Here is a 20,584-nt window from a genome sequence, read left to right on the forward strand (position 1 = left end):
GCTCCTCCAAAATCCTGATCCTGGTGATCAGTGTGCACGGACCGAGACCTGGGCGGGAGGCCCGGCCCGCAACCTCCTCAGCCCGGGCTCGGGGTGACCAGGACGTGGAGGGTCCGGGGACCGTGGACGCCTTCGACCCGGTTGAGCTCGATGTCGCTGGTGGCGGAAGGTCCGCTGATGAAGGTCATCGGCCGTGCCGGGTCCAGTCGGTGCAGCGCGACCGGGACGTCGTCGGCGACCTGGGATTCCTCGACGACGCAGATGTGGACGTCCGGCACCAGTGTCACCGCGCGGTGGCCCTGGCCGGGGCCGTGGTCGAGCACGATGGTGCCGGTCGAAGCGATACCCACCACGGCTGTGGTGATCACCGCGTCGACGCGCTCCAGCTCGGCCGTGCCGATGCCCGTGCCGTCGACCAGCGAGAACTCCGCGCGCAACGCATCGCGCCCCGACTGTGGTACCCCAGTCGGGGTAAGGACGTGACGGGCACCGGCGGAGTGCGCGGCGGCCACGATCGCGGCGGGCAGCTCGCCGGGCCCGACCCGGTCCACAGTGGCCCGGTAGTCGGCGACCCGTTCGCAGAACAGTCCGACCAAGTCGGCCACCGGGCGTTCGGTGCGATAGTCGCGGGGAATGCCCGCGGCCGGCAGCCGGTCGGTCCCAGCCAGCGCCGAGCGCACCCGGCCCAGGATCGCCTCGCGTGCCGAATTCCGTGCGCTCATCGCGAATTACCTCCTCGGGAGCGTTCCCACCAGATGCGGAAGGACTCCTCTGCCGGGGCCGGCGCGTCCCGCGCATCGGTCCAGCGCGACAGCGGCGGGGGTAGTCGGCCGATGGTGCCCTTGCGGCCCACGACGAGTCGGCTCAGCGACGCCAGCCGCTCCGCCGCGGCGAGCCGTTTCGAGTTCCCGAACACCCAGGACGCCAGGCTCATCAGCGCGTCAACCGGTTTGGACCGCCAACCGTGCTCCTCGACCACGCGGGTGCGCAGGTGCACCAGCAGGTCCGGGATGTTGATCGCGACCGGGCACACGTCGTAGCAGGCGCCGCACAACGACGACGCGTACGGCAGCGCCTTGTCCACTTCGGACGTCGTGCCGCGCAGCTGAGGCATCAGCACTGCGCCGATCGGGCCCGGGTACACCGAGCCGTAGGCGTGGCCGCCGGTGCGTTCGTACACCGGGCACACGTTCAAGCACGCAGAGCAGCGGATGCAGCGCAGCGCCTGGCGGCCGATCTCGTCGGCGAGCGCGTTGGTGCGGCCGTTGTCCAGCAGCACCACGTGGAACGACTGCGGACCGTCGTCGGCGGTGACCCCCGTCCAAGTCGAGGTGTAGGGGTTCATCCGCTCGCCGGTGCTGGAGCGCGGCAGCAGCTGCAGGAAGACCTCCAGGTCCTGCCAGCGCGGCACCAGCTTCTCGATGCCGACCACGCTGATCAGCGTCTCCGGCAAGGTCAGGCACATCCGGCCGTTGCCCTCGGACTCCACGACCACCAGCGTGCCCGTCTCGGCCACCGCGAAGTTCGCCCCGGAGACGGCGACCTTGGCGCGCAGGAACTTCTCCCGCAGGTGCCGCCGGGCGGCCTCGGCCAGCCGGACGGGTTCGTCGGTGAGGTCCGCGGGCGCGGGCACCCCGACCTTGCCCATCTCGCGTTGGAAGATCTCCCGGATCTCCGCGCGATTGCGGTGGATGGCGGGCACCAGGATGTGGCTCGGGGTGTCGTGTCCCAGCTGGACGATCAACTCGGCCAGGTCGGTCTCCCAGGCGTCGATCCCGGCGGCCTCGAGGGCCTCGTTGAGCTCGATTTCCTGGGTGGCCATCGACTTGACCTTGACGATCTCGCGCTCGCCGGTGGCCCGCACCAGGTCCACGACGATCCGGTTGGCCTCCTCGGCGTCCCGCGCCCAGTGCACGGTGCCGCCGGCGGCGGAGGCCGCGGCTTCGAACTGCTCCAGGTAGTTGTCCAGGTTGGACAGCGTGTGCGCCTTGATCGCCGCCCCGGCCTCGCGCAGCTGCGCCCAGTCGTCGAGCTCGCCGACGACGGCGGCGCGCTTGTGCCGGATCGTGGAGGTGGCGTTGGCCAGGTTGTGCCGCAGCTGCGATTTCGCAAGCTCCCGCTTCGCAGCCTGCGGAAAGGCGGGCATGCCCAAGTAGGTGCCGGTCACCGCTCGGGTCCTTCCGTCGAGGCGAGGATCTCGGCCAGGTGCATCATCCGGATCCCGGAGCGCTGCCGGGAGAGCAGCCCGCCGATGTGCATCAGGCACGAGCTGTCTCCGGCGCAGAGCACCTCCGCGTCGGTTTCGCGGACGTGGCGAGCCTTGTCCGCGCCCATCGCCACCGAAACGTCGGGGTTCTTCAGGGCGAATGTGCCGCCGAAACCGCAGCACTGGTCGGCCGCGGGGAGCTCGACGAGCTCCAGCGCGCGCACCGCGCGCAGCAATCGCAGCGGCTTGTCGCCGACCCGCAGCAGCCTCACTGAGTGGCAGGTGGGGTGGTAGGTCACGCGGTGCGGGAAGTACGCGCCGACGTCGGTCACCCCGAGGACGTCGACGAGGAACTCGGACAGCTCGTGGACCTGCGGCGCGATCTGCGCGACGGCGTGGCTGAGCCGCTTGTCTCCGTCGGCGACCATCGCGTGCTGGTGGCGCACGGAAGCCACACACGATCCGGACGGGGCGACCACGGCGTCGTAGTCGCCGAAGGCGTCCACGAAGGTCCGCACCGAGGAGACCGCCTGCTTGCGGTAGCCGGTGTTGGTATGCATTTGCCCGCAGCAGGTCTGCGCGGCCGGGAATTCCACCTCGCAGCCGATCCGTTCCAGAATCTGCACCGTCGCTTTGGGTGCCGCCGGGAACATCGCGTCCCCGAGGCAGGTCGCGAACAACGCAACCCTCATCCGCGTCCTCCGTTTCGCTCGGGCCGCTGCGGGCACCTCGGAAGCATCCACGACAGCAAGCCGGACTGCAGTAGAGTAGACCATAGTATGGTCAAACCAAGAATTGGCGGTACCATGAGCGATGCTGGTGGCGCCTCGCAAGGAGGTTTGGATTTGGCCGGGTTCGGAACCGATGAGCAGGGTGGCAATTGGCGGCCGGTTGCCCGGACGCGCACCTACGAGCTGGTCATCGAGCGGATCGAGGAGCAGATCGTCAGCGGTCAGCTGGAAGTCGGCGACCGGTTGCCCCCGGAACGGGACCTGGCGCAGATGCTCGGCGTGAGCCGGGCGGCGGTGCGTGAAGCGTTCCGCGCGCTGGAAGCCCAGGGCGTGCTTCGCATGGCGGTCGGCACCGGCCCGGATTCCGGGACCACGGTGGCCGCGCTGCCGAGCCAGGCGTTGACGCGGTTTCTCCGCCTGCACGTCGCGCTGGCGAACTTCCCGCTGGCCGACGTCGTGCAGGCGCGGATCATGCTCGAACGCGAGAGCGTGCGCAATGCGACGCAGCGCGCCACCCCGGCGGCTCTCGAAGATCTGCGCAAGCTGCTGGACGCGATGGACGCCCCCGGCTGCGACCGCGAGCTGTTCAATGACCTGGACACCGAGTTCCACGTGGCCATCGCCGAGGCAGGCGGTAACCGGCTGGTCGCGGACATGACGATCGCGATCCGCGAGTCGATGCGCCGACCGCTGCTGGCCGCCTTCGACGACCTGGGCGAGGAGTGGTTTCCAATCGCCGATGGGCTGCGCCACGACCACCGGATGATCCAGCAGGCGCTCGAAGCTGGCGACGCCACCGCGGCCGAGGAGCAGATGGAACGCCACATCCGCGGGTTCTACCGCAACGGCTGGGCGCAGGACATGGCGTAGGCGATCAGCCCCGCCCGACGGCACGGGAGGGCGGTGCGACGGCGAGGTCGGCGCCGATCTTGGCCGCGGTCGCCAGCAGCGGCGGCGCAGCGCGGAAAAGCCGTACTCGGGGGTGTTCAGCGCCGGGTGGACCTAGCCGTCGCTGCCGTAGTGCTGCAGAACCAGCCCGGTAGGCGACCGGGTTTCATGAGTGGTCATCGCAGAGCTCCTTCTGCTCCAAAGCTCTCAGGCGTGCGGGACGACGGCCAGTCCCCGGCCGTGGGCATCGGTCATTCGGCGCCTCCCGCGATGGTCGACTTGAGCTCCCGCAGCAGCTTCAGCCCGGTCTCGGTCGGGGCCGGCTGCACGGTCGGCTCGTCGACGGCCTTCAGCGGCCATGGCCGAGCGTGCCCGAGGCCGTCACCCTCGGGCGGACTTCAGCGCACGATCTTGGTAACAACTCAGCGGTGCTTGCCGAGGCAACGAGTCCGGTTAAACCCATGTCCCTCGAACATCGACATCGTGCCGTTGTGCAGAAACGATACGGAGACCGACCGGTCTTCGACAGCTTCGAAGGAGCTTCCCACTGTCCCGCCCCCGAGACGTGCGATCTCTTGCAGGGCCCCGCCTAGCGCGGCTGAGGGGATGCCCCGCCTGCACTTGCCTTCGACCAAGAAGCACGTGATCCGCCAGTCCGGAAGGATCCCAGATCGGCGAGGTACGCACGCCGGTGCTTGATCCGCGGCAGCTCATCGGTCGGTCCGAACTGGCACCAGCCGACGCAGGTCGGGCCGTCGTACACGAGGGCAGCGTGAGCTCGGCCCCCTCGCACTCGAGATTCCTTGCTGGCCCGGTTCTGCGCGGCCGTCTGTACCGTCCACGCCTTCGGAGTGCAAGGCCATGCACCAGCAGCCGCCCCACACACCGTTGTGCCTGTTGACCAGGTCAGCGAAGTCGGGCCAGGTGGCCTGATTTAGAGCGCTTACCAGCAAGCCCGTCACGCGGCTCCGCCTCAACTGCAAAGCCTGCGCGTCAGAGGTAGCCAGTCTCGGGCAGGCCGGAGCCGGGCAGGTCGAAGACGTTGACCGCCGCGTCGGCGGCGGCGGTCGCCTGCTGGTAACCGGTCTCGCCCCAGGCGAGCAGGTCGCCGGCCTTGCCCGGGTGGACCAGCAGCCGCCGGTAGATCCGTCCGCTGTCCGGGTCTGGCTCCGACGGGTGCACGGTGGTGATCAGCGCGGCCATCCGGACCTGGGCGTATGGCGAGATGCCGTCATCCACGCGCTGGTAGCCCAGGTAATGCGGTTCGCCGATGTCGACGGTGACCTCTTCCATGGTCTCGCGGCGCAGGATGTCGACGTACTCGACCTCGCCGGGCTCCGGGCGACCGCCCGGCAGCGAATGCTTGTTGCCGTCGAGGCGGATCAGCAGCCGCCCATCCGGGACGAACAGGAACCCGTACACCTGCCGCACCGGCAGGCCCTCGGGCACGGCGCTGGTGTGCCAGGTGAACTTGGGCATCGCTGCAGGTTCCTTCCACTGTGCTGGGAAAGATCACTTTAACCGATGAACCAGCGGAATTTCCCGATCGCCGCGCGGCGGCTCAACCGAAATCCAGCACGATCTTGTCCGCCGAACCGGCGGCGGCGACCTCCAACAGAGCGCGGGCCGCGTTCTCGATCGGCGCCACTTCCTGCACGTGCGGACGGATCGGCCGGTCTGCGACCACGGGTAGCAGCCGGGCGTGGATGTCCCCCGCGATGCGGACGCGCTCGGAGAGGTCATGCCGTTCCCGCCAGGTAGGGGCATCGCCGGCCGGTGGAGCGGGAAGTCGGTGCGAGTCAACGGGATCCACTGCGGATGCCGAGTTCTGCGCAGGTCGGCGCGTCGAGGTAGTCGAGGGCGAGGCGGCGGAAGACGTAGTCGGGGAGGGAGTGGGCGTACTCGATGTCCGGGTCGGTCACCGAGCCGCGCGGTTCGAACTGCATGCCCACGTACTTCGCCACGTACTTCTCCAGCGGTACCCCGTGCTGCAGGCCCAGCGATACGGCGGCCGACAAGCTGTCCAGGAAGCCGCTGAGCGGGCTGCCCTGCTGGTCGACGCTTACCCAGACCTCGCCGAGTTTGCCGTCCGGGTAAGCGTTGGTGGTCAGGTGACCCGTTACGCCGCCGATTTCGAAGCGGACCGTGTAGCCGCGGCGGCGTCGCGGCGGGTGCTGCCGCGCCGCGCTCTGGTCCATCCGGATGATCCGGCGCGTGCGCGCCGGGGCGACGTCGGTGCGGGCCATGCCGGGAGGCGCTCCTTCGGATCGGTCGTCCTTTATGGACAATGCGGGACCGTACCTCAGTGCTGCGCCGGTGATGCGCTCGGGCGGCGGCTTGCGTGCAGCGTTCTGTTCGACAGCGCCACGGAGGTGCCGAAACCGGCGCTGATCCGGGCCAACGTGGCGCACAGCCATTCGGCGTCGGCGGCCGAGGCGGGGTGCAGGCGCATCCGCCTGGCCTGCATCGGCAGCATACGAAGATCGACGAGGTCTCCGGAGGGAGCCAGCGCCGCGAAGAACAGCAGGCGCAGGTCGTCCCGGTACTGCTCGTAGCCGGGGATGCCCTCGTAGTCGTCGATGAAATCGCCGCAGCCGTAGAGCACGAGCCGGTTGCGGTAGATCTCGATCGGCCGCGGGTGGTGCGACGAATGCCCGTGCACCACGTGCACGCCGCCGTCGATCAGCCGGTGTGCGAAACGGACCTGGTCGGCGCCGACGTAGTACTGCCAGTTCGTGCCCCAGTGCAGCGAGACGACCACGATGTCGCCGGGGCGGGTCCGCTCCCGGATCTCGCCGGTGATCTCGGCGGCCCAGCGATCGGAGAGGTCGGGCAAGAAGTTCACGCCCGACCGGTTCGCGGTCGCCGCCCAGCTCGCCGGGATGCCGCTGGACTCGGCGCCGTAGCCGAAGACCACGATCCGGCCGTGCGGGGTGCCGATTACCGCCGGCTGGTGTGCTTCGTCAGCGTCGTGCCCGGCGCCGACCCAGCGCAGGCCCGCCCCCGACAGCGCGTCGAGGGTGTCGGCCAGTCCTCGGCGGCCGAAATCCAGGACGTGGTTGTTTGCCAGGCTGCACACGTCCGGCCGAGCGGCGCGCAGGCAATCCACGTTCGCCGGATTCATCCGGTAGTGCACGCCCTTGTCCGGGGCGAACTCGCCGCCGCCGGTGATGCTGGATTCGAGGTTGATCACCCGCACGTCGGGCGCGGCCGAGTCGAGTGCGCGCAGCGCGCCGCCCCAGGGCCAGCCGAAGCCGACCGGGCTGCTGATCGGACCGTTGCGCGCTTCGGCCGCCGCGACGTAACTGCGCGCGTCCCGCAGGTAGTGCTCGTGCAGGACGGGGTTGCCTGGATGCGGCAGGATTTGATCGACGCCACGGCCGGGCATCACGTCGCCGCAGAGGAACAACCGGATCAAATCCATCCCGCGTCCCTCACGGCGTCAGCACGATCCACACCTGACCGGCCGCGGGCAGCAGCGCCTCGCCCGATGGCCCGGTGTATGTGGCGGCTGCGTCCGGGGCGGGCCGGGACCAGGTGCCGTTGAACGCCCGCCCGTCGCGGAGCATCGTGACCGGGCCGCTGCCGACCGTCTCGGCGATCGGCGAAGGGTTGCCCGCGGCGTCGTGGATCGCCGACTCGCGGACCTTGACCCGCTCGATCACCACGGTCGGCGGGCCGAGCCGGCCGCTGTCGACGGCCGCGTACGGGGCCCCGTCCATCGACACCAGCCACCGCTGCTCCTCTGCTGACCAGTCGAAGCCGACGGTGGCGGACGGGAAGGTGACCTCGTAGTGGCCCGTCGGGGTCCCGCCGCTAGGGGCGGGGCCGGGGGTGAGCCGGTTCTGGCCGGGCCACGGCGCGCCGGGCGGCAACTTCGACGGGTCGACGAACAGGTTGTGCGGGACGGGCCGCGACCCGTCGCGGGTGAAGGCCGCGGGCTGATGCGCGTCGGAGGCGTCGGTCACCGGTGCCGCCGCGATGAGCGGCAGGAGTTCGGGCGCCGCGCCGGAATACGCGAGCGTTGGGTGCCCGAACTGGGGGAGCAGTTCCGCATCGGTCTCCCGGGCGCTGCGCACCGGCCCGATCGTCGGCGGTTGGTGCGACGCGAAGATCCCCAGCAGGCGGCTGTAGCCGCCCTCCACCGGTTCGACGTAGACCACGTCGGCGACGCCGATGCCGACCGGCGGCCGCGCTTCGGGCACGTTGTCGATCTTCACCGCGAGCACCGCCGGGCCCGGAGGCTGGGCGGGGGCGGGGGTAGTACTGGCGGGAGGGGATTCCGGCCGTGAGGGGTACCCAGCGCGCGGCGTCGAGAACAGGCCGCAGGCGGCCATACCGAACACCGCGAGCAAGATCAGCGCCGCTGCGAACAGTAGGCGCATTTGCCCGCGCCGCATGATTTCTCCCGGAATCCCTCCACTGTCCAGGCTACGCCCGCGACGGCGTCACTTCTGCGCCTGCGCGGTAAGCGCCAGGCGAAGACCGGTTGTTCCAGGTCGGTCATTCGGGTGTCCCGGCCGTGCATGACGACCTCGCGGAACTCGGAACTGGTGCTGGACGGCTGCCGTCGGGCGTGGACGAGGGTGTCCAGCAGCGGCAGCTGGATGACGGGCTGTCCATGGACGTGATCTACAACGAGCCGATCCTGCTGCTGATCGAATTTCTGCTCACCCGAGCCGTCGCGTGGACGACGCTCGGGTTGGTGCCTCTCGTGAAGCAGTTCATATCCGGCGTTGCGATTGGGATGTTCGTGATGTTGAGCATGCCTTCCAGCAGCGGCGCGATCCCCAAGGAGCTGGTGCCGACCTTCTTCCAGTCGCTGCACCGGTTCCTGCCGTTGGGTCAGGCCGTGGACTCGATGCGCGGCGTTCTCTACTTCAATGGCGCGGGTGCTCTACCGGCTGTCCTCGGATTGGTCGCATGATGTGCGGTTGGCGTCGCGTTGGTGGTGTTCAACGAGTTGCGGGTTAAGCGGAAGAAATTTGCAGCAAGGCCGCGCCGGGGACTTGTTGTTAGCACGGGTTTGCTGCGCAGCTGGCGACGGCCGCGGCGCTCGTGGACCGTCCGGACGTCCGTTCTTGGTGGTGCTCACCGGCGAGCACGACCTGATCGTCGAGATCCAGGTATCGCGCGGGGTTGGGCTGCACACGCTGCTGGTGGAGGAACTGCAAGGCATCCCGTAGGTGCAGGACTGGAGCCGTCAGCTCATCGGCGGCGCCGACGGCTTGTGCCAGCCGCGTGCGCCGCACGTCTGCGACGATTCGCACTTCGACGCACTGGACGGCCGGATCCTTGCGTTATTGCGCGAAGACGGCCGTGCGTCGTTCCAGGGCTTGGCCAAACAGCTGGGTGTAAACGAGAGCACCGTTCGGCGGCGCTGCGAGGCGCTCTACCGCCGAGGATGCGTGGAACCCCTGGCGCTCGTCCCCGCCGCCGCCCTCGGGTGCCAAGCCGAAGTGATGCGGCTTCGCCATCGGCAACCTCGGCGGAATCGACGGGATCCGCAGTTGGCAGGCCGACGTGAACGCCTCACGATCAAGCGCGGCTTCGTCACTCGTCCCGTGGGCGCAGCCGACGTTGGCCGCAGCACCGCAACATCGGCCGCTCCGCCACCGAGCCGCCCTGCGAGCTCAAACCGCCAGTCTCCATCCGCCCCCCAAAGCTTTACGCGCCGTGGACCCCCTGGCGGTCGATGCCCGGGTGGTTGTGCCGGTGCTGGTCTTCCGCGTCGGGTGGAGACTGGTGCGGGGTCAGGCGGGCGATGTGCTCGTCGATCAGTATGTCCAGCTCCGCCAGGCGGGCACGCAGCGCCTCGGCGCGGCGGCGGGAGGCGCTCGGCAACTGCGCCGCCAGGTGCCCGTACTCGGCGAGCACTGTGGGCAGATCGTTGCCGTCCTGCTGCCCGGGGATGTGGTCCATGGCTTGATGGTGCGGCCAGTGACGGGATTCGTCGATTCGATCAGTGGCGGCGCCGATGCGCGTGGCGGCTGGGGCGGTTCGACGCCGGATATGCTCGCTGCATCGAGTGCACCCGATGGGATGATCTCGGGAGATTGGGGTGCGGAGATGACCGACAAAGCAGCGCTGGAGCGGGCACGGACGCTCCTCGCCGAGCACCCGGTGATCGACGGACACAACGACCTGCCTTGGGCACTGCGCGAGCAGGTCGGCTATGACCTGGACCGCTGCGATATCGCCCAGGACCAGTCGGCGCGGCTGCACACCGACCTGGCCCGGCTGCGCGCCGGCTGCGTCGGCGGCCAGTTCTGGTCGGTCTACGTCAAGGCCGAGTACCAGGGCGACAAGGCGGTCAGCGCCACGATCGAGCAGATCGACTGCGTGCGCGCGCTCGTCGCGCGTTACCCGGAGCAATTGCAGCTCGCGCGCACCGCCGATGAGTTGGAGGCCGCCCGCGCCAACGGCCGCATCGCCTCGCTGATGGGCGCCGAGGGCGGCCACTCCATCGCGTGTTCGCTTGCCACCTTGCGCGCCCTGCACGAACTGGGCGTCCGCTATCTCACGCTGACCCACAACGACAACGTGCCGTGGGCGGACTCGGCCACCGACGAACCGGTTGCGAAGGGGCTGACCCGCTTCGGCGTCGAGGTGGTGCGCGAGATGAACCGGCTGGGCATGCTGGTGGACCTCTCGCACGTCGCCCCCGACACCATGCGGGACGCGCTGGGCGCCACCCGAGCCCCGGTGATCTTCTCGCACTCCTCGTCACGGGCCGTCTGCGACCACCCGCGCAACATCCCCGACGACGTGCTGGCAGCGTTGCCCGCCAACGGTGGCGTTGCGATGGCTACCTTCGTGCCGAAGTTCGTGCTTCCCGCGGCGATCGAATGGAGCAAGCGGGCCCAGGACGTGCTGAGCGAGCAGGGCTTCGATCCGCTGGACACGAAGCCCGAGGCACTGGAGGCGCTGCGGGCGTACGAGGCCGCGAATCCGCGGCCGGTGGCCACCGCCGGGACCGTGGCCGACCACCTCGATCATATGCGCGAGGTCGCGGGCATCGACCACATCGGCATCGGCGGCGACTACGACGGCACCGCCTTCACCCCGCAGGGCCTGGACGACGTCGCCGGGTACCCGAACCTGATCGCGGAGCTGATCACCCGAGGCTGGTCCGAGGCCGACCTCGCCAAGCTAACCTGGCACAACGCCGTGCGCGTGCTCCGCGACGCGGAGGACGTGGCCCGCGACCTCCAGCGCACCGAACGCCCCTCGATTGCGACCATCGACCAGCTGGACGGCTGATGCGGAGCTGTTCCGCTAGGCCGGTCGGGCGAGACGGTGAGACGGTTGTTGCCCAGCTGTCTCACCGCTCGCTACGGTCGCGGCAATCGAACATGCGCCCGAGACGAGGTGCTGTGCAATGAGGCGTTTCGACCGGCTGGAGCGGATCCTCGCGCTCGATCCCGACCGTGACTGCGAGGAGATCTACCGGCTGCTCGCCGAGTACGAATTCCCCTGGGACATCACCAAGGCCCTGGAGTTCGCGCTGTTCCGAACCTACGCGGTGCCCAGCATCGGCCGGCTGCTGGACCGCACCGGCGAATTCGCCTGGTCCACGCAGAAGCGCTACGACGACACCGTCCTCGTCCTCTACGAGATTTTCCACTGGGGCACCACCAGCGACCGCGGGCGGCAGGCGCTGGAACAGCTCAACGCCATCCACGGCCGGTACCGGATCAGCAACGACGACTACGCCTACACGCTGTCGACGTTCGTGGTGACGCCGGTGCGTTGGATCGAGCAGTTCGGCTGGCGGAAGCTGCACCCGCGCGAGGTGCGGGCGCTGACCAACACCATGCGGCGGCTCGGCGAAGGCATGAAACTCTCCGGAATCCCGGAGACATACGCGGAGTTCGAGCGGCTATTCGACGACTACGAGCGGGAGCACTTCGAATTCGGCGCGGGCGGCCGCCGCGTCGTCGACGCGACGCTGGACCTGTTCGGCTCCTGGTATCCCCGGTTACTGTCACCGGCAGTGGCGCGGGCGGCGCGGTTCCTGATGGAGCCGCACCTACTGGCTGCCTTCGGCTTCCCGCAGGCCGGCAACGTCGGCCGCAAGGCCGCCGAGGCGGCGCTGAAGGTGCGCGCCGAGCTCGTTCGTGTGGGGCCGGTCCGGCCGGATTCCCGCCCGGTCGGGCCGGATCCGATATCCTATCCGGACGGTTATGACATCACCGACCTCGGGCCGGATTCGTTCCACCGCTACCACGTCAAGCGCCGGGCGAAGCAGACCTGCCCGGTGGCCACGTGACACCCGGTGCGTTGGAAGGCGCCTTGCAGCGCCCGTTGTCGGAACGCGCCGATGATCGAGTGCTGGACGCGGCCCGGGAAGCGTTCGAGGACATTCGGGATCCAGCGGACGACGATGACGCCACGTCCCGCGCCTGCTGGAGCAGCGCGGCCTGGTTGCAGCACGGCCGGACCCGGGCAGGTCGTGATGTGGCCCGCCGTCCAGATCGGCACGTAGATGCTCAGCATCCGCTCGGCGACGTGCGTCATCGGCAGGTACGGCACCGAACGCGGGTGCTCCGGCGTTGGCCACCAGTAAGTCCTGCATGACAGCTTGGTGGAGCAAGTTGCGGTGCGAGAGCACCACGCCGCTCGGGTCGCCGGTGGTGCCGGAGGTGTACACGGCGCTCAGCGCCTCGTCGGGGGCCGTGGCGTCGGTGAGTTCTTTGAAGGTGTCGCGGAAATCCCGCACATCTCCGCTGCCGCGAAGGTCCGCGCGTGACGAAGCGCGGATCTCCGGCGGGATGATCGACGACGGTCTTGGGTTTTTGCCCGGATGTCGCCGGCGCAGCGGAACCTGCGCCGGAGCGGCCGTGACCGGCGGATTGTTGACGTTGTGTCTGTTCGGCCGGAGTGGGCTCGGCGGCCTCGTCCGGTCCACTGTGGTGATCGTCCCGCGTCCTCTGTAGACCACAAGTTCTTCTGGTCGAACAGCGTTACGAATCACGGGAAAAATCGGCGCATCGTTGCTCGCCCTGCGGTGCCGCATAGGTGCTCATACGATGCCGAATGCGCCTCCTGGTCGGCGGGGATAGGAGGAGGGTTCGATGGTCTTGTCGCTGCCTGATAGCGCGATGTCCGGCGGGGATTCCGAAAACTCGGACGGGATGCCACGTTCGGGTGATTTTCCGCGGAGTGCCGCGGTGCTCGCCCGGATGCGGTCGGAGAACTTCCCGGTCGCCGCCCGGATCCTGCCGCGCGGGCTGCGACGGCATCTGCACGCCCTGTACGGCTTCTTCCGGCTGGTCGACTACGCCGGGGACGAGGCTCCTGGCAACCGCGGGGCGCTACTCGACTTCCTCGAAATAGATCTCAAGCGCGCCTACCAGGCAACGGCTCGGATTCCGATGCTGCGTGCGCTGACACCGACGGTCGCCGAGTGTGCCATTCCGCTAGAGGTGCTGGTCAAGTTGATCGACGCCAACCGGCAGGACCAGCAGGTGCGGCGCTACCGCAGCTTCCCGGACCTGCTCGACTACTGCGCCTTGTCCGCGAACCCGGTCGGGGAAGCGGTGTTGCACGTCTTCGGACGGGCCGAACCCGCGCTGATCACGCTCTCCGACAGGATCTGCAGCGCGCTGCAGATCCTGGAGCACTGCCAGGACATCGCCGAGGACTACCGCCAGGACCGGGTGTACTTGCCGACCGACGACATGCAGCGCTTCGGCTGCCAGGAACCGGAACTGGTCGCCGACCGCGCCTCGACGAGGCTCTGTGGGCTCGTGAAGTACGAAGTGGACCGCGCGCGCCGGATGCTCGACGCCGGCGCACCGCTGGTCGGGGAGCTATCCGGGATGGCCCGGATAGCGGTCGCCGGTTATGTCGCGGGCGGACGTGCCACGGCGGCGGCGTTCGCCGCGGCGAAGCACGATCCGCTCGGCTTCGACGTGCGGCCGGGGCGGGGGCGGACCTTCGCCGAATGGGGACGGTTGTACGTGTTGGGAGGCATTTGGTGACCGATTGGGCCCGGATCCGGGACGCCTACCTGGAGTGCGAGCAGATCACCCGGGAGCAGGCGCGAAACTTCTCCTACGGGATCCGGCTGCTGCCCGGCCCGAAGCGGCGGGCGCTGTCGGCGGTCTACGCCTTCGCCCGCCGCGTGGACGACATCGGCGACGGCGACCTGCCGTGCGAGGAGAAGCTGCGGAGCCTGAAGCAGGCCCGGGAGGCGATCCACGCGGCGAGCATCGGTGCCGCCGACCCGGTGCTGGTGGCGCTGGCGGACTCGGCGGCAAAGCTGCCGGTGCCACTGGCGGCCTTCGACGAGCTCATCGACGGCTGCGAAGCCGATGTACGCGGCGTGCGCTACGGCACGTTCGAGGAACTGCTGCACTACTGCCGTTGCGTGGCCGGTTCGATCGGGCGGCTGTCACTGGGCGTGTTCGGCACCATCGACCCGCCCACGGCCGAGCGACGCGCGGACGCGCTCGGTGTCGCGCTGCAGCTGACCAACATCCTGCGCGACATCCAGGAGGACCAGCTGGCCGGGCGGGTCTATCTGCCTGCCGAGGACCTCGAGAGGTTCGGCGTTCGGCTGGAGCCGGGCAACGGGCGGATCGAGGACCCGGAGAGGTGGGGCCGGTTGATCCGCTTCCAGGCCGCCCGCGCCGAGCAGTGGTACGCCAAAGGGCTCCGGCTGCTGCCGATGCTCGACCGGCGCAGCCGGGCGTGCTGCGCGTCGATGGCGGGCATCTACCACGAACTGCTGGCCTGCATCGCCGCCGACCCGCGTGCCGCATTGCACCAGCGGACCTCGCTGTCTGGCTGGCGAAAGGCGGGCGTCGCGGCGCGGTCGCTGGCGGGGATGGCACCGTGAGCCGGGGGCGCGTGGTGGTGGTCGGCGGCGGCCTGGCCGGGGTGACGGCGGCGCTGCGCTGCGCCGAACTGGGATTCGAGGTCGAGTTGCTGGAGACGCGCCCCAGGCTGGGCGGCGCGACTTACTCCTTCGTGCGCGGCGACCTCGTGGTGGACACCGGGCAGCACGTCTTCCTACGCTGCTACACCGCCTACACCGGCCTGCTGCGGCGGCTCGGCGTCGCCGACTCGATCAGCGTGCAACCACGGTTCCACGTCCCGGTGCTCAGCCCCGGCGGCCGGGCTTCGGTGCTGTGCCGCTGGAACCTCCCGGCGCCGGCACACCTGACCCCGACGCTGCTGGGGTACCGGATGCTGACCGCGGCGGAACGGATGCGGGTGGCGCGCACCGCGCTGGCGCTTCGGCGGCTCGATCCGGCCGACCCCGCGCTGGACGACATCAGTCTCGGGCAGTGGCTGAGGCAGCGCGGCGAGTCGCCGCGCGCCGTCGATGCGCTGTGGGGGTTGTTGACGTTGGCGGCGCTCAACGCCGAGCCTGCGGATGCGTCGATGGCGTTGGCGGCCAAGGTGTTCCGGACGGGCGTGCTGGACACCACCGACAGCGCCGACATCGGGATTCCCCAGGTGCCGCTGGGGCAATTGCACGGCGAAGCCGCCCACCGCACATTGCTGGAAGCGGGTGTCGGCATCCGGCTCCGCTGCAAGGCTCGGGCGATCCGCCGCTCCGGCACGGGTTTTCAGGTCCCGGTGCGCGAGAACACCAGGGAATCGGTGCTCACCGCGGACTCGGTCGTCGTCGCGGTCCCGCACCGCGCGGCGGCGACGCTTGTGGCGGACCTTCCGATACCGGGCGTGGCGACGTGGGCGAAGCTGTCCGCAGCACCGATCGTCAACGTGCACGTGCTCTACGACCGGCCGGTCACCAGTCTCGAGATGGCCGCTGTGCTGGACTCCCCGGTGCAATGGGTCTTCGACCGGACAGCCATCTCCGGCGCACCCCGCGGGCAGTACTTGGCCGTCTCGCTTTCCGCCGCCGAAAAACACCTCCAGGCGCGCACCGATTACCTGCACGACCTGTTCATCCCCGCGCTGCGGCAAATCTTCCCGCACGCTCGCCGCGCGCGGGTCCTCGACTTCTTCGTCACCCGCGAGCCCAACGCGACCTTCCGGCAGGCGCCCGGCACCGCCGCGCTCCGGCCGCAGGCCCGCACCGAGGTGCCCGGCCTGGTGCTCGCCGGGGCGTGGACCGCCACCGGATGGCCCGACACGACGGAGGGAGCGGTGCTCAGCGGTACCCGCGCCGCCGAGGTAGTGGATCTGGACCAGCGCTCGCAACACGGCGTGGAGGTGACAGCATGACGACCGTTCTGCCACCAGCCCTGCAAACCGCCAGGGAGGCGGTGGATCCGGTGCTGCGCAACGCAGTGGACCGACTCGATCCGGACACCCGCCGGGTGTGCGAGTACCACTTCGGCTGGAGCGACGCCGACGGCTCCCCGGGCGGTGGTGGCGGGAAGGCCCTGCGGCCGGCGATGGTGTTGCTGTCCGCGCGCAGCGTTGCCACCAGAGCAGGGGATCCGATCGTCGCGGCGGCCGCGGTAGAACTCGTGCACAACTTCTCCCTGCTGCACGACGACGTGATGGACGGCGATACCTCCCGCCGCCACCGGGCGACCGCGTGGACCGTCTTCGGAAAACCGGCGGCGCTGCTGGCAGGGGACGCGTTGCTGGCGCTGTCCAACGAGATCCTGCTGGAATCGCCGTCGCGCCATGCGGCGGCAGCGGCCCGGTCGCTGTCCATCGCGACCCGCGTCCTGATCGCCGGGCAGGCCGCCGACCTGGACTTCGAGCGCCGCGCCGATGTCCGGCTCGACGAATGCCTGCAGATGGCGCACGACAAGACCGCCGCGCTGCTCGCCTGCGCCTCATCCATCGGCGCGCTCCATGTCGGCGCGCCGCAGGAAACCGTGGCCCGGCTGCACGCCTACGGCACCGAACTGGGGATGGCCTTCCAGCTCGTCGACGACCTGCTCGGCCTGTGGGGCGACCCCGACGTCACCGGAAAGCCCGTGCTGTCCGACCTGCGGGCCCGCAAGAAGTCGGTGCCCGTCGTGCACGCGCTGCGCTCCGGGACCGCCGCCGGCGATCGGCTGCACCGGCTGTACGCGCAGCCCGAACCGCTCGCCGAGGACCAGCTGCACGAGGCCGCCGAAATGGTGCAGCGGGCCGGCTCGGCGGACTGGACCCGCCAAGAGTGCGAGCGGCGGCTGGCCGCCGCCGACGAGTACTTGCCCGAGGGCGACGCGACCGAGTCTTTGGCCGAGCTGGCCGAGTTCATCGTACGGAGGAAGCTTTGACCGATCAGTTGCAGCAGCCAATCCGCACCGGCGTGGTTTCCGCTTCCGCCGCACGAGCCGATGCCCGGACCGCGCTGGCCGCGGGCCGCGACTACCTGCTCTCCCTCCAGCACCCCGACGGCTGGTGGAAGGGCGAGCTGGAGACCAACGTGACGATGGACGTCGAGGACCTGCTGCTGCGGCAGTTCCTCGGCATCCGCACGGCTGCCGAGACCGAGCAGGCCGCCCGCTGGATCCGCTCGCAGCAGCGCCCCGACGGCACCTGGGCGAACTTCTACGGCGGACCCGGCGACCTGTCCACCACGGTGGAGGCCTACACGGCGCTCAAGCTCGCTGGTGACGACGTCGACGCCGAGCACATGGCGGTAGCACGCGACTGGATCCTGGCGCGTGGCGGGCTGGAGTCCACCCGGGTGTTCACCCGAATCTGGTTGGCGCTGTTCGGCGAATGGTCCTGGGACGAACTGCCCGCGATGCCGCCGGAACTCGTGCTGTTGCCGAAGTGGTTCCCGCTCAACGTCGCGGACTGGGGGTGCTGGGCGCGGCAGACCGTCGTCCCGCTGACCGTGGTGTGCACGCTGCGGCCATGCCGGAACCTCGGCATCGACGTGCGCGAACTGCGCACCGGACGCGTGGCGGAACTGGTCCGTCCACAGTGGTCGTGGAAGTATGGTTTCCACGCACTGGACCGGGTTCTGCGCGGCTACCACCGACGCCCGATCAGGGCGTTGCGCAAGCACGCGATGCTGCGCGCGGCGGAGTGGATCGTGGCGCGACAGGAAGCAGACGGCTCCTGGGGCGGGATCCAGCCGCCGTGGGTGTACTCGCTGCTGGCGCTGCACCTGCTCGGCTATCCGCTGGACCACCCGGTGCTGCGGCACGGGCTCGCCGGGTTGGAGGGCTTCCTGATCCGCGAGCAGACCCCGGCCGGTCCTCTGCGGCGGCTGGAGGCCTGCCAGTCCCCGGTGTGGGACACCGTGCTCGGCATGCAGGCGCTGCGCGATGCGGGGGTGCCTGCCGACCACCCGTCGCTGCTCCGGGCGACCGACTTCCTGCTGACCGAGGAAATCCGGGTCAAGGGCGACTGGTCGGTGCGCCGTCCGGGCGTGCCGCCCGGGGGCGGCTGGGCGTTCGAGTTCGACAACGACGGCTACCCGGACATCGACGACACCGCCGAAGCGCTGCTAGCGCTGAACCGGATCGAGCACCCGGACCGGGAGGCGGTCCGCGGCGCCATCGAGCGCGGTGTCCGCTGGTTGCGCGGCATGCAGTCCCGCGACGGCGGCTGGGGCGCCTTCGACGCCGACAACACCCGGGCGCTGGTGCGCAAGCTGCCGTTCTGCGATTTCGGCGAGGTGATCGACCCGCCGTCGGCCGACGTGACGGCGCACGTGGTGGAGGCGCTGGCCGCGCTGGGGCACGACGACCGGGTGCTGCGCCGGGGCGTGAAGTGGCTGCTGGACAACCAGGAGAAGGACGGATCTTGGTTCGGCCGTTGGGGCGCGAACCACGTTTACGGCATCGGAGCCGTGGTCCCGGCGCTGGTCCGGGCAGGCCTCGAACCCGACCACCGGGCGCTGCGGCGGGCGGTGCGGTGGCTGGAACGCCACCAGAACGCCGACGGTGGCTGGGGCGAGGACCTGCGCTCCTACCGCGACCCGGAGTGGATCGGCCGGGGCGATTCCACGGCATCGCAAACCGGCTGGGCGTTGCTGGCGCTAGTGGCGGTGGGCCGGCACGGCACCGATGCGGTGCACCGCGGCGTGCAGTACCTGGCCCGCACCCAACGGGTGGACGGCGGTTGGGACGAACCGCAGTTCACCGGCACCGGGTTCCCCGGCGACTTCTACATCAACTACCACCTGTACCGAGTGATCTTCCCGCTCACCGCGCTCGGACGGTACCAACGTGCTGGGGTCTGAGATGACTGCGATTCGGCTGCTGGTCTGCGCCCCGCTGGGTGTCGAAGCCCGAGCCCTGCGGGCGGCCCCGGGCCCCGGGACCGTGCGCCGCACGGGCTACGGACCACGCCGCAGCGCCCGCAGCGCGGCCTCGCTCGCCGCGGCAGACTTCGACGTCTTGGTCGTCGCTGGGCTCGCCGGCGGGGTCGGCACCGAGGTCTGCACCGGCGATGTGATCGTGGCCGATGAGCTCCGCGGTCAGCGCGGCACCGTGCGCTGCCCAGCGGCACCGTCATTGGCAGCGGAGTTGCGCCGCGCCGGGTTCCCGGTGCGCTGCGGGCCGATCGCCACAGCTGGTCGCGTGGTGCACGGCGCCCAGCGCGCCGAGATGGCCCGTGCTGGGGTGCTTGCCGTCGACATGGAGTCAGCAGCGCTGGCCGAGGCAGCAGGCGGGCGTCCATTCGGCGTCGTGCGGGTCGTAGTGGACACCGCACGGCAACCGCTGCTCCGGCCCGGCACGCCGGGTCGCGCGCTGACCGCGCTCGCCCGGCTGCACGCCGTCGGCTCGTGCCTGCCGCGGTGGGGCCGCGCCGTCCTGCGGGAGCGCACCGTCCCGCCGGAGATCCGATCCGCCGCACCCGAGGAGGTGTCCTGATGGGCATTCCGATGCGCCAGGCGATCCGCGTCGGCGCTTACCTGGTGAAGCAGAAGCTCGCGCGCCGCGAGAAGTTCGCCCTGACCTTGGAACTGGAGCCGTTGTTCGCGTGCAACCTGGCCTGCGCGGGCTGCGGCAAGATCCAGCACCCGGCGAGCGTGCTCAAGAAGCGGATGCCGGTCGAGCAGGCCGTCGCGGCGGTGGAGGAGTGCGGCGCGCCGGTGGTGTCCATCGCCGGCGGCGAGCCTCTGATGCACCCCGAGATCGAGCTCATCGTCGACGAGCTGGTCAGGCGCAAGAAGTTCGTCTACCTGTGCACCAACGCGCTGCTGCTGCCACGCAAGATCGACAAGTTTCGGCCGTCGCCGTACTTCGCGTGGGCCGTGCACATCGACGGGCTGGAGGAGCGGCACGACGAGTCGGTGTGCAAGCAGGGCGTGTTCGCGCAGGCGGTGGACAACGTCAAGGAGGTCCAGCGGCGCGGGTTCCGGGTGACCACCAACTCGACGTTGTTCACCTCCGACACCCCGCAGTCGGTCATCGAGGTGCTGGAGTACCTCAACAACGACCTCCGGGTCGACCAGATGATGCTCTCGCCGGCCTACGCCTACGACAAGGCGCCTGACCAGGAGCACTTCCTGGGCGTGACGGAAACCCGCGAGCTGTTCCGGAAGGTTTTCGCCGACGGCCGGCGAAAGAAGTGGCGCTTTAACCACTCGCCGCTGTTCCTGGACTTCCTGGAGGGCAGGGTCGACTTCCGGTGCACGGCCTGGGCCATCCCGTCGTACTCGCTGTACGGCTGGCAGCGCCCGTGCTACCTGATGAACGACGGCTACGCGGGGAGCTACCAGGAGTTGCTGGCCGACACCGACTGGTCCGCCTACGGGCGAGGCCGTGATCCGCGCTGCGCCAACTGCATGGCGCACTGCGGCTACGAACCGACCGCCGTGCTGGCGACCATGGGCTCGCTGCGCGAGTCGATCCGCGCGTTGCGGGGGTGA

General features: G+C 69.8%; 21 protein-coding genes and 2 pseudogenes. 12 read left to right on the forward strand and 11 right to left on the reverse strand.

Features of this window, described 5'->3' with window-relative positions; translation table 11 throughout:
* Positions 1-77: 77 nt before the first annotated feature.
* The 3 genes from ACWDKQ_RS11945 to ACWDKQ_RS11955 are packed head-to-tail and all read right to left on the reverse strand — an operon-like array spanning position 78 to position 2,898.
* Positions 78-722 (reverse strand): LutC/YkgG family protein, encoded by a 645-nt coding sequence (locus ACWDKQ_RS11945; RefSeq protein ID WP_450138747.1) that lies wholly within the window; start codon positions 720-722, stop codon positions 78-80.
* Positions 719-2,146, reverse strand: a complete 1,428-nt coding sequence (locus ACWDKQ_RS11950) for a LutB/LldF family L-lactate oxidation iron-sulfur protein (protein WP_450138782.1) — start codon at positions 2,144-2,146, stop codon at positions 719-721. Before ACWDKQ_RS11950 ends, ACWDKQ_RS11945 begins: the two co-directional genes overlap by 4 nt.
* 17 nt (positions 2,147-2,163) lie before the next feature.
* Positions 2,164-2,898 carry a (Fe-S)-binding protein gene (locus tag ACWDKQ_RS11955; RefSeq protein ID WP_450138748.1) on the reverse strand — a complete coding sequence of 245 codons (735 nt, stop codon included), beginning with the start codon at positions 2,896-2,898 and terminating at the stop codon, positions 2,164-2,166.
* A gap of 153 nt (positions 2,899-3,051) precedes the next feature.
* Here ACWDKQ_RS11955 and ACWDKQ_RS11960 point away from each other — a divergent pair, with 153 nt between their 5' ends.
* Positions 3,052-3,807 carry a FadR/GntR family transcriptional regulator gene (locus ACWDKQ_RS11960; RefSeq protein ID WP_450138749.1) on the forward strand — a complete coding sequence of 252 codons (756 nt, stop codon included), beginning with the start codon at positions 3,052-3,054 and terminating at the stop codon, positions 3,805-3,807.
* Between the two features lie 1,011 nt (positions 3,808-4,818).
* Here ACWDKQ_RS11960 and ACWDKQ_RS11965 read toward each other — a convergent pair.
* From ACWDKQ_RS11965 to ACWDKQ_RS11985, 5 genes are all read right to left on the reverse strand, one after another.
* Positions 4,819-5,304 (reverse strand): NUDIX hydrolase, encoded by a 486-nt coding sequence (locus ACWDKQ_RS11965; RefSeq protein ID WP_450138750.1) that lies wholly within the window; start codon positions 5,302-5,304, stop codon positions 4,819-4,821.
* Positions 5,305-5,386: 82 nt separating this feature from the next.
* Positions 5,387-5,638 carry a hypothetical protein gene (locus ACWDKQ_RS11970; protein WP_450138751.1) on the reverse strand — a complete coding sequence of 84 codons (252 nt, stop codon included), beginning with the start codon at positions 5,636-5,638 and terminating at the stop codon, positions 5,387-5,389.
* Positions 5,625-6,071 (reverse strand): TSCPD domain-containing protein, encoded by a 447-nt coding sequence (locus ACWDKQ_RS11975; protein WP_450138752.1) that lies wholly within the window; start codon positions 6,069-6,071, stop codon positions 5,625-5,627. Before ACWDKQ_RS11975 ends, ACWDKQ_RS11970 begins: the two co-directional genes overlap by 14 nt.
* Positions 6,072-6,127: 56 nt before the next feature.
* A complete protein-coding gene (locus tag ACWDKQ_RS11980) occupies positions 6,128-7,249 on the reverse strand; it encodes a CapA family protein (protein ID WP_450138753.1) in 1,122 nt (373 codons plus the stop codon).
* A gap of 10 nt (positions 7,250-7,259) precedes the next feature.
* Positions 7,260-8,225 carry a DUF3048 domain-containing protein gene (locus ACWDKQ_RS11985; protein ID WP_450138754.1) on the reverse strand — a complete coding sequence of 322 codons (966 nt, stop codon included), beginning with the start codon at positions 8,223-8,225 and terminating at the stop codon, positions 7,260-7,262.
* 122 nt (positions 8,226-8,347) lie between these two features.
* Between ACWDKQ_RS11985 and ACWDKQ_RS11990 the strand changes: the two genes are divergently transcribed.
* Together ACWDKQ_RS11990 and ACWDKQ_RS11995 are read left to right on the forward strand one after the other, a co-directional pair.
* The gene (locus tag ACWDKQ_RS11990) at positions 8,348-8,752 is read left to right on the forward strand and encodes a hypothetical protein (protein WP_450138755.1); all 405 of its coding nucleotides are present in this window, start codon (positions 8,348-8,350) and stop codon (positions 8,750-8,752) included.
* Between the two features lie 259 nt (positions 8,753-9,011).
* Positions 9,012-9,227, forward strand: a pseudogene (locus tag ACWDKQ_RS11995) (Lrp/AsnC family transcriptional regulator); the annotation flags it as partial.
* Between the two features lie 265 nt (positions 9,228-9,492).
* On the opposite strand, the gene ACWDKQ_RS12000 reads toward ACWDKQ_RS11995, so the two are convergent.
* Positions 9,493-9,747 carry a hypothetical protein gene (locus tag ACWDKQ_RS12000; protein ID WP_450138756.1) on the reverse strand — a complete coding sequence of 85 codons (255 nt, stop codon included), beginning with the start codon at positions 9,745-9,747 and terminating at the stop codon, positions 9,493-9,495.
* Between the two features lie 147 nt (positions 9,748-9,894).
* On the opposite strand from ACWDKQ_RS12000, the gene ACWDKQ_RS12005 reads away from it, so the two are divergent.
* Together ACWDKQ_RS12005 and ACWDKQ_RS12010 are read left to right on the forward strand one after the other, a co-directional pair.
* Positions 9,895-11,088 (forward strand): dipeptidase, encoded by a 1,194-nt coding sequence (locus tag ACWDKQ_RS12005; RefSeq protein WP_450138757.1) that lies wholly within the window; start codon positions 9,895-9,897, stop codon positions 11,086-11,088.
* A 118-nt stretch (positions 11,089-11,206) separates the two neighbouring features.
* On the forward strand, positions 11,207-12,097 hold the full coding sequence (locus ACWDKQ_RS12010; protein ID WP_450138758.1) for an oxygenase MpaB family protein: 891 nt from the start codon (positions 11,207-11,209) through the stop codon (positions 12,095-12,097).
* Here the strand turns inward: ACWDKQ_RS12010 and ACWDKQ_RS12015 are convergent.
* Both ACWDKQ_RS12015 and ACWDKQ_RS12020 read right to left on the reverse strand, forming a co-directional pair.
* Positions 12,049-12,360: a hypothetical protein gene (locus tag ACWDKQ_RS12015; RefSeq protein ID WP_450138784.1), complete on the reverse strand. Its 312-nt coding sequence runs from the start codon at positions 12,358-12,360 to the stop codon at positions 12,049-12,051. The genes ACWDKQ_RS12010 and ACWDKQ_RS12015 overlap by 49 nt on opposite strands.
* Before the next feature lie 94 nt (positions 12,361-12,454).
* Positions 12,455-12,844: pseudogene (locus tag ACWDKQ_RS12020) on the reverse strand (hypothetical protein); the annotation flags it as partial.
* 58 nt (positions 12,845-12,902) lie between these two features.
* Here ACWDKQ_RS12020 and hpnC point away from each other — a divergent pair.
* From hpnC to hpnH, 7 genes are read left to right on the forward strand one after another with little or no spacing between them, the layout of a single operon-like run.
* A complete protein-coding gene (gene hpnC / locus ACWDKQ_RS12025; protein ID WP_450138759.1) occupies positions 12,903-13,811 on the forward strand; it encodes a squalene synthase HpnC in 909 nt (302 codons plus the stop codon).
* Complete coding sequence (gene hpnD / locus ACWDKQ_RS12030) at positions 13,808-14,671, forward strand: presqualene diphosphate synthase HpnD (protein ID WP_450138760.1); 864 nt, start codon at positions 13,808-13,810, stop codon at positions 14,669-14,671. The genes hpnC and hpnD overlap by 4 nt, the downstream gene beginning before the upstream one ends.
* Positions 14,668-16,029 (forward strand): hydroxysqualene dehydroxylase HpnE, encoded by a 1,362-nt coding sequence (gene hpnE / locus ACWDKQ_RS12035; RefSeq protein WP_450138761.1) that lies wholly within the window; start codon positions 14,668-14,670, stop codon positions 16,027-16,029. The genes hpnD and hpnE overlap by 4 nt, the downstream gene beginning before the upstream one ends.
* The gene (locus ACWDKQ_RS12040; protein WP_450138762.1) at positions 16,026-17,027 is read left to right on the forward strand and encodes a polyprenyl synthetase family protein; all 1,002 of its coding nucleotides are present in this window, start codon (positions 16,026-16,028) and stop codon (positions 17,025-17,027) included. Before hpnE ends, ACWDKQ_RS12040 begins: the two co-directional genes overlap by 4 nt.
* Positions 17,024-18,949 carry a squalene--hopene cyclase gene (gene shc, locus ACWDKQ_RS12045; RefSeq protein ID WP_450138763.1) on the forward strand — a complete coding sequence of 642 codons (1,926 nt, stop codon included), beginning with the start codon at positions 17,024-17,026 and terminating at the stop codon, positions 18,947-18,949. Before ACWDKQ_RS12040 ends, shc begins: the two co-directional genes overlap by 4 nt.
* A 1-nt stretch (position 18,950) precedes the next feature.
* Positions 18,951-19,583, forward strand: coding sequence for a phosphorylase family protein (locus ACWDKQ_RS12050; RefSeq protein WP_450138764.1), 633 nt, complete (start codon positions 18,951-18,953; stop codon positions 19,581-19,583).
* Positions 19,583-20,584 (forward strand): adenosyl-hopene transferase HpnH, encoded by a 1,002-nt coding sequence (gene hpnH / locus ACWDKQ_RS12055; RefSeq protein ID WP_450138765.1) that lies wholly within the window; start codon positions 19,583-19,585, stop codon positions 20,582-20,584. The genes ACWDKQ_RS12050 and hpnH overlap by 1 nt, the downstream gene beginning before the upstream one ends.

The organism is Saccharopolyspora sp. NPDC000995, from assembly GCF_053599315.1.